A 14,390-nucleotide genomic window follows, 5' to 3' on the forward strand; every position below is an offset into this window, starting at 1 on the left:
GCGGTACGGGTCGGTTACGTGCGGACGGGTCGGTACGTGCGGTCGGTGCGGTCGGGTCGTCGGTGCGGTCGGTACGGGCGACCGGCGGTCAGTGGGGTGCCGGTTCGGCGAGGTGCTGCGTCCCGATGCGCTTGCGGAACACCCAGTACGTCCACCCCTGGTAGAGCAGAACCACGGGAGTGGCGATGCCCGCGCACCACGTCATGATCTTCAGCGTGTAGGGGCTGGACGAGGCGTTGTCGATGGTCAGGCTCCACTCGGGGGTCAGCGAGGACGGCATGACGTCCGGGAAGAGCGCGAGGAAGAGCATCGCGACCACGGCCACGATGGTCAGGCCCGACCAGCTGAACGACCAGCCCTCGCGGCCCCGCCGGTTGGCCTCCAGGGCGACGAGCAGCGAGGCCACCGCGACGGCCGCCGCGACGAAGCTGGCGACGCCGCCGCGGTCGAGCTGGGTCCAGCCCAGGAACACCACGGCCAGTACGGCTGTGACCACACCGATCCGCTCGGCGAGCGCACGGGCCCGCGACCGGATGTCGCCGACCGTCTTCAGTGCGGTGAAGACGGCACCGTGGAAGGTGAACAGCGCCAGCGTGACCAGGCCGCCGAGCAGGGCGTGCGGGGCGAGCAGGTCCAGCACGTTGCCGACGTACTCCTTGTCGGGGCCGATGCGCACCCCGTGCACCAGGTTGGCGAACGCCACACCCCACAGGAAGGCGGGCAGCAGCGAGCACCAGAAGATGGTGTGCTCCCAGTTGCGCTGCCACTTCTCCTCCGGCCGCTTCACCCGGTACTCGAAGGCCACTCCGCGCAGGATCAGGCAGACCAGGATGAGCAGCAGCGGCAGGTAGAACCCGGAGAACAGGGTGGCGTACCACTCGGGGAACGCGGCGAAGGTCGCACCGCCCGCCGTGAGCAGCCACACCTCGTTGCCGTCCCACACGGGCCCGATGGTGTTGATGAGGACCCGGCGCTCGCTGCGGTCGCGGGCGAGCAGCTTGGTGAGCACGCCGACGCCGAAGTCGAAGCCCTCAAGGAAGAAGTAGCCGGTCCACAGGACCGCGATGAGGACGAACCAGATCTGTGGAAGTTCCATCACACTCTCCTCGGCGACTGGGCCGACTGGGCGGCCGGCTGCAAGGGCTGCGCCAACTGCACGGGCTGCGCCGACTGCACGGGCTGGGCGGGCCGCACGGGCTGCTCACGCTGGGACGACGCGTCCGATCGGGTCGGCGGCGGGTCCGGTACGGGGTGGGTCATGGGGTTCGCACCGCCGCTCAGTAGGAGAAGGCCATCGGCCGGTCGGGATCGGTCGGGTCGCCGCCGATCTTCTTGGGCGGGTTGAGGTCGGCCTCGGTGAGTTCGGGCGGGCCGGCCTTGGCGTACTTCAGCAGCAGCCGCACCTCGATCACCGCGAGCACCGCGTAGAGCAGGGTGAAGACGGTCATCGAGACGATGACCTCGGCCTGCGACACGCTGGGCGAGACGGCCGAGGCGGTGGGCAGCACGCCGTAGACGACCCAGGGCTGGCGGCCCATCTCGGTGAAGATCCAGCCCCACGCGTTGGCGATGAGCGGGAAGCCCATCGTGAGCACCGCCGCCTTCCAGTACCAGCCGGTCAGGCGCGGGCCGAGCACCGTGCTGCGGCCCAGGGACAGTGACGGCACCCGGTCCTCGTCGGCGGCGTCCCGGCGCAGCTCCGGGCTGAGCCACCGCTTGCGGCGGGTGAGCCAGAGCCCGACGGCGCCGAGCGCGAAGGACGTCATGCCGAAGCCGATCATCCAGCGGAACGCCCAGTAGGCGACGGGGATGTTGGGCCGGTAGTCCTCCAGCGCGAACTGGTCGCCGTACAGCTCCTTCATCTGCTCGTTGGTGTCGTTGATGCCGGGCACCGGCTCGTGCAGGTTGTCGTGGGCGAGGAAGGACAGCAGGCCGGGGATCTCGATGGCCACCCGGTTGTGGCCCTTGTCGACGTCGCCCCAGGCGAACAGGGAGAACGGCGCCGGCCCCTCGGTGTCCCAAAGGGCTTCCGCGGCGGCCATCTTCATCGGCTGCTGCTCGTACATGATCTTGGCGAGCCGGTCGCCGCTGACGGCCGTCAGCAGTCCGGCGACGACCATCGTCACCAGGCCGAGCCGCAGCGACGCGCGCATCACCGGCACGTGTCGGCGCCGGATCAGGTGCCAGGCGGCGATGCCGACCATGAAGGCGGCGCCGGTGAGGAAGGCAGCGGTGATGGTGTGGAAGAACTGGGCGACGGCGGTGTTCTGGGTCAGCACCTGCACGAAGTCGGTCAGCTCGGCGCGGCCGGCCTCCTCGTTGATCCGGTAGCCGACCGGGTGCTGCATCCACGAGTTGGCGGCGAGGATGAAGTACGCGGACAGCACCGTGCCGATCGAGACCATCCAGATGCAGGCGAGGTGGATCTTCGGCGGCAGCTTGTCCCAGCCGAAGATCCACAGGCCGATGAAGGTCGACTCGAAGAAGAAGGCGATGAGCGCCTCGAAGGCCAGCGGCGCTCCGAAGATGTCGCCGACGAAGCGCGAGTAGTCGGACCAGTTCATGCCGAACTGGAACTCCTGGACGATGCCGGTGACGACACCCATGGCTATGTTGATCAGGAAGAGCTTGCCCCAGAACTTGGTGGCCCTGAGGTACTTCTCCTTGCCCGTGCGCACCCAGGCGGTCTGGAGGCCGGCGACGAAGGCGGCCAGCGAGATCGTCAGGGGGACGAACAGGAAGTGGTAGACGGTCGTGATGCCGAACTGCCACCGCGCCAGGGTTTCCGGCGCCAGCGCGAGGTCCACGTCGTGTTCTCCTTCGGCTCGCCGTGGTGCGACTCGACCTGTTCCTCCCGGATCGTCCGGGACAGAGCAGGACAGGTTCGTGAATCCGTTCACAAGCTTTTGTGAACGGATTCACAAGCAAGTCCATTATGCCGTACCCCTGAGCGGTCCTCGTACACGGGTGCTGTCGTCCTCGTCACGTCCGCAGCGGGCCGCACTGCCCTTGCACAGGGCGCGGACAGGTACGTCCCCGCAACGCACGACGCGCCCCCGGCCACCGCGTCGCGCGGCGCCGGGGGCGCGTGCCGGACGTTCTGCCCGGCTGGTCTACAGCTCCTTGCGGAAGCTCTCCGCGGCACGCAGGAAGAGGTCGTTCGCCTCGGTCTCGCCAATCGTGACCCGCACGCCCTCACCGGCGAACGGCCGGACCGTCACTCCCGCCTGCTCGGCCGCCGCGGCGAAGTCCGCGGTGCGCTCACCCAGCCGCAGCCAGACGAAGTTGGCCTGCGTGTCGGGCACGGTCCACCCCTGCGCCCGCAGCCCGTCCGAAACCCGGGTGCGCTCGGCCACCAGCGCGTCCACCCGCTCCAGCAGGGCCTGCTCGCTGCCGAGGGAGGCCACCGCCGCGTCCTGCGCGACCTGGCTCACGCCGAACGGCACCGCCGTCTTGCGCAGGGCTGCCGCGACCGGCTCGTGCGCCACCGCGAAGCCCACCCGCAGCCCGGCCAGCCCGTACGCCTTGGAGAAGGTCCGCAGCACGCAGACGTTGGGCCGGTCCCGGTACAGCTCGATGCCGTCGGGGATGTCCGCGTCCCGGACGAACTCCCGGTACGCCTCGTCCAGCACCACCAGCACGTCCCGCGGCACCCGGTCGAGGAACCGCTCCAGGGCGTCCCGGCGGATCGCCGCGCCCGTGGGGTTGTTGGGATTGCAGACGAAGATCAGCCGGGTCCGGTCGGTGACCGCGTCGGCCATCGCGTCCAGGTCGTGCTCCTCGCCGGCGGTGAGCGGCACCCGTACCGAGTCGGCGCCCGAGATCTGCGTGATGATCGGGTACGCCTCGAAGGAGCGCCAGGCGTAGATCACCTCGTCGCCGGGACCGGCCGTGGCCTGGAGCAGCTGCTGGGCGACCCCCACCGAGCCGGTGCCGGTCGCCAGGTGCTCGGGCGGCACGCCGAACCGGTCCGCGAGCGCCGCCATCAGGCCGGTGCAGGCCATGTCGGGGTAGCGGTTGAAGGACTCGGCCGCGGCGACGGCCGACTCCAGCACGCCGGGCAGCGGCGGGTAGGGGTTCTCGTTGGAGGACAGCTTGTAGGCGAGCGCGGCGCCGGTCGCCGCGGGCCGCCCCGGCTTGTAGGTCGGGATTCCGTCGAGCGCCGCACGCAGCCTCGGGGTCTCGTCACTCATCGCTGTCCTCCTTGACAGGCCGGTTCCGGCGGCCCGCACGATCGGCGCCCGCCGCTCACCAGTACCGCTCGGCATTGCTCCTTACCCTAAGAGGAATCCCCCCGGCGCAGTAGCGCCCGGTCCTCCGGCGCCCCGGACCGGGGCCTCCGGCACGCCCTGGAGCTGCGGACCATGCCGCGGGCACAGACCCGCAGCACAGGTCGGCGGCACTTCCAGGGAGCGCGTTCGGCACGGCGCACGCTGGTGGCGGGCGCCGTGGCGCGCATCGCTCGTGAAGGTGAGTTGAGACCTCTTCGAGACATGCGGAGGAGTGCGGGACCTAGGGCCGAATCACCCGGCACACCACACTGACTGACTGTCAACTTCCTTGGCTTCAAAGGTGTTTAGCCAGAGAAAGCCTTGCAGAATCGTGACTTCTCACCTGTTCCGGAGTGGCCACGAAGGGGGCTGCTCTCAGCCCTACTATCGGCTCGCCATGACAGCAGCAGGGAAGCACCAGGTGAGCCGGTCCGCCGGCCGTCGGTTGGGGCGGGCGGGCATCCGGGATGTCGCCGCCGCCGCCGGTGTGTCCATCACGACCGTCTCCGACGCACTGAACGGGAAGGGGCGGCTGCCCGATGCGACACGCCGCCACGTCCGCGAAGTCGCCGACCGGCTCGGATACCGGCCCTCGGCGGCGGCCCGCACCCTCCGCACGGGCAAGTCCGGACTGATCGGGCTCACGGTCACCACCTACGGCGAAGAACCGTTCACCTTCACGGAGTTCGCCTACTTCGCGGAAATGGTCAGAGCCGCCACCTCGGCCGCCCTGGCCCGCGGCTACGCCCTGGTGATCCTGCCCGCCCCGGCCCGGCACAACGCCATCGACGTGTGGGCCAACGTCGCCCTCGACGGCACCGTCGTCATCGACCCCTCCGACCACGACCCGGTCGTCGCCGAACTCGTCCGCCAGGGCATCCCGGTCGTCTCCGACGGCCGCCCCGCCGCCAGCCTGCCCGTCACCGCCTGGGTGGACAACGACCACGAGGCCGCCGTCACCGGCCTGCTCGACCACCTCGCCGAGTCCGGCGCCCGCCGCATCGGCCTGCTCACCGGCACCAGCACCGACACGTACACCCGGCTGTCCACCGCCGCCTACCTCCAGTGGTGCGAGCGCGTCGGGCAGGAACCCGTCTACGAGGCCTACCCCGCCCACGACCCGTGTGCCGGAGCCGTCGCCGCCGACCGGCTGCTCGCCCGCCCGGACCGGCCCGACGCCGTCTACGGACTCTTCGACCCCAACGGCACCGACCTGCTGGCCGCCGCCCGCCGCTACGGCCTGCGCGTGCCCGAGGACCTGCTGCTGGTGTGCTGCAGCGAGTCCTCCGTCTACGCCGCGACCGAGCCCCCCATCACCACGCTGTCCCTCAAACCCCGGCGCATCGGCACCGCCGTGATCCAACTGCTGATCGACGCGATCGAAGGACTCGACCAGGGCCGCGTCATCCAGCAGGTCATGCCCACCGACCTGATCGTCCGCACGTCCTCCCAGCGGCGGCACCCACGCACCACCGTCAGCGCACCACGCACCCCGGCGGCCGACTGACGCCACACGAGTGCGCCGCTCCGGCGGCTCTGAGCGGAAAATTCGGGAGAAACTCCCGCAGTGACCGGTCGCGGCGGCAATTGCCACCCCCCAGGTGCGTCACAACGCCCGACCAGCGTTCCTATGATGGGCGAACGGCACCGGGACCGCCCTGCGACCAGGGCTCGATCCGGCAGGTGCACAGCTGCGCGTACTGGTGGAGGGGTCAATGACTCAGGGGGCCGGTCAAGGACCCGAGATGTGGCAGCACGCGAGCGTGGCAGGTGACACGGACGCTCCCGTCGGCATGCCGCATCCCGACGACGACTACACACCGACGCAGCGGGACCTCCCGGTGATCACCCGGGACCCCGGCCCGGACGCCACGCCCACCCTGGTGGACGCCCCGGTCCCGGCGGCCGGCGAGGAGGCCGCAGGCCCGCTCTACGTCGTCGGCGACGTGCACGGATACCTCGACGAGCTGCGCGCCGCCCTGCTCGACGTCGGCCTCATCGACGCCGAGCACCACTGGGCCGCCGGCAACGCCCGCCTGTGGTTCCTCGGCGACTTCACCGACCGCGGCCCCGACGGCATCGGCGTCATCGACCTCGTCATGCAGCTCTCCGCCGAGGCCGCCGCCGTCGGCGGCTACTGCAAGGCACTCCTGGGCAACCACGAGCTGCTGCTGCTCGGCGCGAAGCGGTTCGCCGACACGGCCGTCAACTCCGGTGCCGGAACAGCCTCCTTCCAGGCGGCCTGGCTGCTCAACGGCGGGCAGCGCACCGACATGGAACGCCTCCAGGAGCACCACCTCCAGTGGATGTCCCGGCTGGACGCCATGACGCTCGCCGACGGCCACCTGCTGCTGCACTCCGACACCACCGCCTACCGCGACTACGGCAGCAGCATCACCACCGTCAACGACGCCGTCACCGAAGCGCTGGAGCGCCGCGACCCGGACGAGACCTGGGACATGTTCCGCAAGTTCACCAAGCGGTTCGCGTTCCGCGACGACGACGGCGCGCAGGTCGCCCGCGACCTGCTGGAAACCTACGGCGGACGGCAGGTCGTGCACGGCCACAGCCCCATCCCGTACCTGCTCGGGGAGGCACCCGCCAAGGACGGCGCGGACGCCGACGGGGAACGCACCGTGCACATCGAGGGCCCGCACCTGTACGCCGAGGGGCTCGCCGTCGGCATGGACGGCGGCGTCACGATGGACGGCAGACTGCTCGTCGCCCGCCTCCCCCTGACCGACTGAGCCCGCTTGCCGACCCGCCTCATCGCTGCCCGACGGGCGGCCGGTCCCTGCGATCGGAGGCGGAAAGATCCACACCGCCTTCGACCTCGATCCGTCAACCCAGTGCTCACCTGCGGAAGCAATTTCGGAAACCCCCTGTCACCACGTGCCGGAATCGCTCTACCATCGTTCCTGCCGCAAGCGAGCCTCTCCTCCGACCCGTTCCACAGCCGCCCGGCCTCCATCCCCGCAGGAGGGACTCCACCTCGGCCCCACCGATCGCCGGCAGACGGCCGGCGCGTCTCGGCCCTAAGGAGCATCGGGGGATGTACATGAACAGCGCTCCGCATCTGCGAATCGAAGACCGCCCCGAGTTCGAGCGCGCTCTGGACGAGGCGCTGCGTTCCGCGCGCGAACGCCCGGAACTCGCCGACGCGCAACAGCACCTCAACAGCGAGCAGTTGCGCACCATGGCGCTCAGCGCCTCCGCCGCGATCACCGCCTGCGCGGCAGCGGAGTACCAGGAGTTCATCCGTTTGAGGGAGAAACTCCGGCACCCGGCACCGTCCACCACCCCGTCAGACGGCACCGGCGAGGACGGCATCACACCGCGCGGCGGCGTGTCACTCGGAATCGCCGGCGGCATCGCCGACACCGGCGGCGCAGGCCTCTTCGCCGTCGTCACCGTGCTGGCCCCGGTACTCGCCGGCGCGGCCGCCGTCATCTTCCTCGCCGTCGGCTACGCCCTGCACATGCTCTCGCCCGAACCCGCGCTCGCCGAACCGATGCGCAACGTCGGCTGGGTCTTCGCCGTCATCACCGCCGGGGGCATCCTCATCGCCACCATAGGGCTGCTGCTCACCGCCCTGCGCAACTCCGCCAGCGCCACCCAGGAACCGGACAGCGGCACGGACACAGGGCCGCTCGCCGAGGAAGTGGCCCTCGCCCGCACGGTCTGGCGCCAGGCGCTGATCGAGCGCGGCATCGTCCCGTTCCTCCGCGAGGCCCTCACCGACCCGCCCGACCGCCTGCCCGAACCCACCCCCGCCCCGCCCACCGGCCCCGGCCACCAGAGCGGCAGCCGCACCCCGCGCCTGGGCTACTCCCACCCGGGCTTCACCAGCCCGGCCGGCGAGGCTTCCCAGAAGGGCACCTCCAGCCCCCGCTTCTCAAGCCCCGACTTCTCCAGCCCCGACTTCGGCGGCCCGGACCACAAGCCGGAGTAGGGGGCGGGGGCCTGGGCGGCCCCGTCGAAGGGGCGGCGGCTGCCCGGTAGGGCGCGTCGCCGAGGGGGGAACCGTGCAGGACTGGGACGACGACAGCGACTACCGCTCGGCAGTCGGCTGCGCGTGGCTGTCGGTGGTGTTCGCAGTGACGTGCATCGTGATCGTTGTCGGCGCCACCATCGTCGTCCTCCTCAGCCTGTGGGGGATGCCGGGCATGCTGTCGCTCATCTCCGACTGACGCCACGGCGCAGGGCACAGGCGGATCGGCTGCACTCGGTCATGGGGCCGCCTGGCCCCTTCGACCGGCCGCCGGACTTCACAACGTCGGGTGACATCCGGCACGTCGGTGCCTGCGCCGACACCCGAAGACGGCTTGTAGCCTCGCCTTCCGTCGGGACTCGGACCTAGACCTGATGCCCGATGCCGGATGGGCGCTCGATTCCTAAGCTCACTGTGATCTCCGTCCACCGACGTGGACTGCTGTCCCGGGCGCCCGAACAGGAGACACAGGAATGACTGCAGACGCCACAGCTCACCTACGCGTTGCCCGACCCTCCCGCGACCTGGGGGCCGCTGAGCGTTTCTGGGTCTCCGGCCTCGGTCTCGACGTCCTGTACCGGCATGCGTCGGACGGCACCTCGGGGCTGAGTTCCCTCCTGATGGTCGGCTGGCCACATGCCCACTGGCATCTGGAACTCGTGCACGACCCCGCCACTCCCGTGCAGCCACGGCCGACACCGGAGGACCTGCTGGTCGTCTACCTCGGCGAACCGGTGCCCGACTCCCTGGTGGAACGGCTCAAGCAGCACGGTGGGAAGCGGGTTCCGGCCCACAACCCGTACTGGGACACGTGGGGCGTCACGCTCCAAGACCCGGACGGCTATCTGCTCGTGCTCTCCACCCGCACTTGGTCCACCGCGTAACACCCTCTGCACAGGCCGATGGCCAGCACTTGTTCGCCCTGCCCATCAGGCCCGCTGCGCAACGCTCCGCACCGTGAGGTTGAAGTCGGTGGCCGTGGTGCTTCTTGTCTATGGCTCCCCAGCGACCTCGGAGGCACGACGACCACGGCCTGGAGGGTCACCGCTGGCCGCGACGGGTCCCGCCCGGTGCTGACCCAGCGCACCTCAGCGAGCACCACCACCGCACCCCGCACCCCGGCGCCGCAGCCGGGCGGCCCCGGACGCGCCGGGGCCGCCCGCAAGCGGGTCGGGAAGGGACGGGAAGCGGGTAGTCCGCGACCGGCGGGGCGGGGCGTCAGGCCACGAAGCCGACCGACAGCAGCCCCCCGGCGGCAGTCGCGGTGCAGGCGACCGCGCGTTGCCGGTTGGCGAGCTCCCGCGCCCGACCGCGTGTGGCCAGGACCGTCACCGCGTTGCCGGCGAACGCCGGAAGCAGCACGCCGAACAGGGCGAACGTTCCGATGGCGGACAGGCTCATCTCCACCGGCGCTGCCAGCGCGGCAACGGCAACGGCCACGGCAACGGCGACGGCGACGGCGACGGCGACGGCGACGGCGACGGCCAACAGCCATCTTCTGCACGGCGTTCATGGTGATCACCTCACTTGCTGCACGCGTTGGAGATGGCGGTGATGCCGATGAGCGCCTTGACCATCTCCCGTTCCGCTGCCGCAGCCAGGCCCGCGACCAGGACGGTGGCGCGGCGCGCACACCCACGGTCCGACACGCTCGTGCTCAGGTATCCCCCGGGATCATCAGTTCAGCTCCGAGTTCCGCGAATCCCGTGGTCAAGGGGACGGCGGACCCGGTTGTCCGTCTTGGTCAACCTGATCACGCCACCAGACGAGCGACTGTGACGGAAGGCACAATCCCGCCTCAGGTGTAGCTCAAAGTTATGTTTAGGTGTAAATCAACACCCCTGATCGTCGAGGCCCCGGCCGCAGTAGCGGGCGGGTACGACCGCGCCCCCGCCACTGCGTGAACAGGACGGGGGCGCGGAGTCGGTTCGGGGTATCAGTCCGCCATCGGGAGGTAGACGCGGTTGCCGGACTCCGCGAACTCCTTGGACTTCTCCGCCATGCCCGACTCGATCTGCTCGACACTCAGATCTCCGCCGTGATCGCGGCGGATGTCGTGTGAGATGCGCATCGAACAGAACTTCGGTCCGCACATGGAGCAGAAGTGGGCGGTCTTGGCGGGTTCGGCCGGGAGGGTCTCGTCGTGGAACTCCCTCGCCGTGTCAGGGTCGAGGGCGAGGTTGAACTGGTCCTCCCAGCGGAACTCGAAGCGGGCGTCGGAGAGCGCGTCGTCCCAGTCCTGGGCGCCGGGGTGGCCCTTGGCCAGGTCCGCGGCGTGGGCGGCGATCTTGTAGGTGATGACGCCGGTCTTCACGTCGTCCCGGTTGGGCAGGCCCAGGTGCTCCTTGGGCGTGACGTAGCAGAGCATCGCGGTGCCCCACCAGCCGATCATCGCCGCGCCGATGCCGGACGTGATGTGGTCGTAGGCGGGCGCGATGTCGGTGGTGAGCGGGCCGAGCGTGTAGAACGGCGCCTCCTCGCAGATCTCCTGCTGGAGGTCGATGTTCTCCTTGATCTTGTGCATCGGGACGTGTCCCGGGCCTTCGATCATCGTCTGCACGTCGTGCGACTTGGCGATCCGGTTCAGTTCGCCGAGCGTGTTCAGCTCGGCGAACTGGGCCTCGTCGTTGGCGTCGGCGATCGATCCGGGGCGCAGGCCGTCACCGAGCGAGAAGGTGATGTCGTACGCCCGCAGGATCTCGCACAGCTCCTCGAAGTGCGTGTAGAGGAAGCTCTCCCGGTGGTGCGCCAGGCACCAGGCGGCCATGATCGAGCCGCCGCGCGAGACGATGCCGGTCTTGCGGCGCGCGGTGAGCGGCACGTAGCGCAGCAGCACGCCGGCGTGCACGGTCATGTAGTCGACGCCCTGCTCGGCCTGCTCGATGACGGTGTCGCGGTAGACGTCCCAGCTCAGTTCCTCGGCCTTGCCGTCCACCTTCTCCAGCGCCTGGTAGAGCGGCACGGTCCCGATCGGCACGGGGGAGTTGCGCAGCACCCACTCGCGCGTGGTGTGGATGTTGCGGCCGGTGGAGAGGTCCATGACGGTGTCGGCTCCCCAGCGGGTGGCCCAGGTCATCTTGTCGACCTCCTCCTCGATGGAGGAGGTGACGGCCGAGTTGCCGATGTTGGCGTTGACCTTCACCAGGAAGTTCTTGCCGATGATCATCGGCTCGATCTCCGGGTGGTTGACGTTCGCCGGCAGCACGGCACGCCCGGCGGCGATCTCGTCGCGGACGAATTCCGGCGCCCGGTTCTCCCGGATGGCGACGTACTCCATCTCGGGGGTGATCTCGCCGCGCCGGGCGTAGGCGAGCTGGGTGACGGCGGCGCCGTCCCGGCCCCGGCGGGGCTGCCGGGGGCGGCCGGGGAACACCGCGTCGAGGTTGCGCAGGCCGCCGCGCGGCGAGGTGTGCTTGAGGCCGTCGTCCTCCGGGCGCAGCTCGCGCCCGGCGTACTCCTCGGTGTCGCCCCGGCTGATGATCCAGTTCTCCCGCAGCGGGGCCAGGCCGCGGCGGACGTCGGTGGTGATGTTCGGGTCGGTGTACGGGCCGGACGTGTCGTACAGCGTCACGTCCCGTCCGTTGGTGAGGTGCACACGGCGGACCGGGACCCGGACATCCGGGCGGTCACCGCTCACGTAGCCCTTGTGCGAGCCGAACGTGCGCGACTCGTCCCCTTCGGGCATGCGTGCATCCTGCATGGTCATGAGACCCACTCCCTACGCCGGCATTACCCGGTAACAGGTTCGGCGGTCGACGCAGCCGGTTTCCGTACGCGTGTACGGAGGTCAGCGCCCTCTCAGCCCCGTGCTCGGAGCTCCCGCGATGTGCAAAAGCACGCCCACGCTAGCGGTTCGCCGCTGCGCGGCGCCAGTGGGTCTTGCGATGATCGGTCCGTGAACGACTCCCACAGCCACTCCCACAGCCATCACCACGGCCCTGCGGCCCCGGTGTCCACCCACCTGCGCAAGGTGATCGCGGCGGTGCTGATCCCGTTCGCGACCGCGGTCGTCGCAGGGTTGATCCTCCTGTGGCCGGCCGGTGCGGACAGCCGGCACGAGGAGACCGGTGTCGGTTTCGACCGGCAGATGGAGCAGGCCCGCGTGACGAAGGTCGAGGAGGTGGACTGCAAGGACGTCAACGCGGAGCGGGAGGACAACGACGCCTCGTCGCGTGGCAGGTGCCAGGTGGCGACGGTCGAGGTGACCACCGGTCCGCACACCGGGCGCCAGTTCCAGGAGGTGGTGACGCCGGACGCGACGCGCCGGCTGGACACCGGGCAGGGCGTGGTGGTGGCGTTCGCGCCGCAGGCGCCCGAGGAGCTGCAGTACAGCGTGGTCGACGTGGACCGGAAGTTCCCCATGATCCTGCTGGCGATCTTCTTCGCGCTGGTGGTGGTCGCCGTGGGACGGCTGCGGGGTGTGCTGGCCCTGGTCGGGCTGGTGATCACCTTCGCGGTGCTGACGCTGTTCATCCTGCCCGCGATACTGCAGGGCTCCAATCCGCTGCTGGTGGCGGTGGTGGGCGGCAGCGCGATCATGCTCGTCACGCTGTACCTGTGTCACGGCCTCACCGCGAGAACGTCGGTCGCCGTGCTGGGCACGCTGATCTCGCTGGTCCTGATCGGGTTGCTGGGCTCGCTGTTCATCGCCTGGGCGAAGCTGTCCGGCAACACCGACGACCAGACGGCGCTGGTGCACAGCCTCTACCCGGACATCGAGATCCGCGGTCTGCTGCTGGCGGGCGTGCTGATCGGCTCGCTCGGTGTGCTCGACGACGTGACGGTGACGCAGACGTCGGCGGTCTGGGAGCTGCGGCAGGCGGACCCGACGGCCAGCTGGCGCAAGCTGTACCTGTCCGCGATGCGCATCGGGCGGGACCACATCGCGTCGGTGGTGAACACGCTGGTGCTGGCCTACGCGGGCGCGGCGCTTCCGCTGCTGCTGCTGTTCTCGATCGCGCAGGCCAGTAGCGGCACGGTGGCCACGAGCGAACTGGTCGCGGAGGAGATCGTGCGCACGCTGGTCGGCTCGATCGGCCTGGTCGCCTCGGTGCCGGTGACGACGGGTCTGGCCGCCCTGGTGGTGTCCGCGGGCCTCGTCGACAAGGGCGAGGGCCAGGGCGGAGGTCAGGGTGACGGGGAGGGGCCGGGCGAGCGGCAGCCGGCGAAGGGCGGCCGGGGCAAACGGCGCCGGGCCAAGGGCTGAGCTGCGGGTGGCCGTCCGGCGGGCGGCCGGCTCGTCAGGACCGGTGCGGGCGGCCGGCTCGTCAGGGCCGGTTCAGGGGGTCTGGCTGGCGAGGATCTTGTCGAGTTCCGCGTCGATGCCCTCGCCTGACATCTCCTGCCCCAGCGGCACGATGCGGTCGGTGCGGTCGAGGAACGCCACCAGCGGCGGGGCACTGACCCGGAACAGGGCCTGTTCGGAGCCGACTTGCAGCATGATCAGCAGATCGGCGAGGTGCTCCTCGGACAACGGCCTGATGCGCACGTCCCCTTCGCCTGCGGCCCGGCTGATGCCGTCGATCAGCAGCTCCCGTCCGAAGACCCAGGTGACCGGGGCGTCGCCGGGAAGGCTGAAGGTGAACCGGACCGCGTACGGATCGTGTGCCTCGTAACACAGCTCCACCGGGATGCGGAAGGAGAGTTCCTCCGAGGCCAGGAAGCTCATCATGACGTCCGCCTGGACCCTGTCGCTGGCCTCGACCCTGTCGCTCATCCGCTGCCCCCGGCTCTCGAGTTCGACCTTGATCGGCTGCTGTGAAGCTCTGGGGGAATCGTCCACCACCTCCCCTGCCACCACAATGCCGGTTGCTTCAAAGTCACCCGATTGACTACGGGTTGACGCAGCCAGAGCCTCCCACTGGACCGAACGGGCGTCGCACGGACGCCTCACCAGCCGCCGGAGGAGTTGGAGGAGGTCATGAACTTGCGCACCACGAACACCAGCGCGGCGACGACGGCGGCGAACAGCAGCAGGTTGAAGAGCACGGTGAAGACGGTCGCCAGAATCCACGTGAGGGCCTTGAAGACGACCAGCGCGACGACGATGATCGCGACCCACTTCACCCAGGACGGCATTCCCGAAACGGTCTCCCTGGTTCCCATGATCATTCCCTGCTTTCCCGTTG

At 70.0% G+C, this 14,390-nt stretch carries 14 protein-coding genes; 6 read left to right on the forward strand and 8 right to left on the reverse strand.

The features are described 5' to 3' along the window. Positions 1 to 88: 88 nt before the first annotated feature. From cydB to hisC, 3 genes are all read right to left on the reverse strand, one after another. Positions 89 to 1,096, reverse strand: a complete 1,008-nt coding sequence (cydB, locus tag QNO07_RS16545) for a cytochrome d ubiquinol oxidase subunit II (RefSeq protein ID WP_283992789.1) — start codon at positions 1,094 to 1,096, stop codon at positions 89 to 91. 181 nt (positions 1,097 to 1,277) lie between these two features. Then, on the reverse strand, positions 1,278 to 2,807 hold the full coding sequence (locus QNO07_RS16550; RefSeq protein ID WP_283992790.1) for a cytochrome ubiquinol oxidase subunit I: 1,530 nt from the start codon (positions 2,805 to 2,807) through the stop codon (positions 1,278 to 1,280). A 306-nt stretch (positions 2,808 to 3,113) separates the two neighbouring features. Beyond that, positions 3,114 to 4,193, reverse strand: a complete 1,080-nt coding sequence (gene hisC / locus QNO07_RS16555) for a histidinol-phosphate transaminase (protein WP_283992791.1) — start codon at positions 4,191 to 4,193, stop codon at positions 3,114 to 3,116. A gap of 475 nt (positions 4,194 to 4,668) precedes the next feature. Between hisC and QNO07_RS16560 the strand changes: the two genes are divergently transcribed. The 5 genes from QNO07_RS16560 (at position 4,669) to QNO07_RS16580 (ending at position 9,146) form a co-directional block, all read left to right on the forward strand. Continuing rightward, positions 4,669 to 5,778 (forward strand): LacI family DNA-binding transcriptional regulator, encoded by a 1,110-nt coding sequence (locus tag QNO07_RS16560; RefSeq protein ID WP_283992792.1) that lies wholly within the window; start codon positions 4,669 to 4,671, stop codon positions 5,776 to 5,778. Between the two features lie 238 nt (positions 5,779 to 6,016). After that, positions 6,017 to 7,018 carry a metallophosphoesterase gene (locus tag QNO07_RS16565; protein WP_283992793.1) on the forward strand — a complete coding sequence of 334 codons (1,002 nt, stop codon included), beginning with the start codon at positions 6,017 to 6,019 and terminating at the stop codon, positions 7,016 to 7,018. A 305-nt stretch (positions 7,019 to 7,323) separates the two neighbouring features. Beyond that, entirely contained in the window at positions 7,324 to 8,223 is a 900-nt protein-coding gene (locus tag QNO07_RS16570; RefSeq protein ID WP_283992794.1) for a hypothetical protein, read from the forward strand. Between the two features lie 73 nt (positions 8,224 to 8,296). Beyond that, positions 8,297 to 8,461, forward strand: coding sequence for a hypothetical protein (locus QNO07_RS16575; RefSeq protein ID WP_283992795.1), 165 nt, complete (start codon positions 8,297 to 8,299; stop codon positions 8,459 to 8,461). A gap of 274 nt (positions 8,462 to 8,735) precedes the next feature. Continuing rightward, positions 8,736 to 9,146: a VOC family protein gene (locus QNO07_RS16580; RefSeq protein WP_283992796.1), complete on the forward strand. Its 411-nt coding sequence runs from the start codon at positions 8,736 to 8,738 to the stop codon at positions 9,144 to 9,146. Positions 9,147 to 9,480: 334 nt separating this feature from the next. Here the strand turns inward: QNO07_RS16580 and QNO07_RS16585 are convergent, their stop codons facing one another. The 3 genes from QNO07_RS16585 to thiC all read right to left on the reverse strand — a co-directional run bounded on the left by QNO07_RS16585 (position 9,481) and on the right by thiC (position 11,968). Then, a complete protein-coding gene (locus QNO07_RS16585) occupies positions 9,481 to 9,750 on the reverse strand; it encodes a hypothetical protein (protein ID WP_283992797.1) in 270 nt (89 codons plus the stop codon). A 35-nt stretch (positions 9,751 to 9,785) separates the two neighbouring features. Beyond that, positions 9,786 to 9,911 carry a hypothetical protein gene (locus QNO07_RS16590; protein WP_283992798.1) on the reverse strand — a complete coding sequence of 42 codons (126 nt, stop codon included), beginning with the start codon at positions 9,909 to 9,911 and terminating at the stop codon, positions 9,786 to 9,788. 287 nt (positions 9,912 to 10,198) lie between these two features. Beyond that, a complete protein-coding gene (gene thiC / locus QNO07_RS16595; RefSeq protein WP_283992800.1) occupies positions 10,199 to 11,968 on the reverse strand; it encodes a phosphomethylpyrimidine synthase ThiC in 1,770 nt (589 codons plus the stop codon). 189 nt (positions 11,969 to 12,157) lie between these two features. On the opposite strand from thiC, the gene QNO07_RS16600 reads away from it, so the two are divergent. Beyond that, entirely contained in the window at positions 12,158 to 13,468 is a 1,311-nt protein-coding gene (locus QNO07_RS16600) for a YibE/F family protein (RefSeq protein ID WP_283992802.1), read from the forward strand. Between the two features lie 72 nt (positions 13,469 to 13,540). On the opposite strand, the gene QNO07_RS16605 is transcribed toward QNO07_RS16600, so the two are convergent. Both QNO07_RS16605 and QNO07_RS16610 read right to left on the reverse strand, forming a co-directional pair. Next, a complete protein-coding gene (locus QNO07_RS16605) occupies positions 13,541 to 13,978 on the reverse strand; it encodes an SsgA family sporulation/cell division regulator (protein ID WP_283992803.1) in 438 nt (145 codons plus the stop codon). 173 nt (positions 13,979 to 14,151) lie between these two features. Beyond that, on the reverse strand, positions 14,152 to 14,367 hold the full coding sequence (locus tag QNO07_RS16610; RefSeq protein ID WP_283992804.1) for a DUF5326 family protein: 216 nt from the start codon (positions 14,365 to 14,367) through the stop codon (positions 14,152 to 14,154). Between the last annotated feature and the right edge of the window lie 23 nt (positions 14,368 to 14,390).

This window comes from Streptomyces sp. 549 (genome assembly GCF_030124175.1).
In the GTDB taxonomy this organism is placed as follows: Bacteria; Actinomycetota; Actinomycetes; order Streptomycetales; family Streptomycetaceae; genus Streptomyces.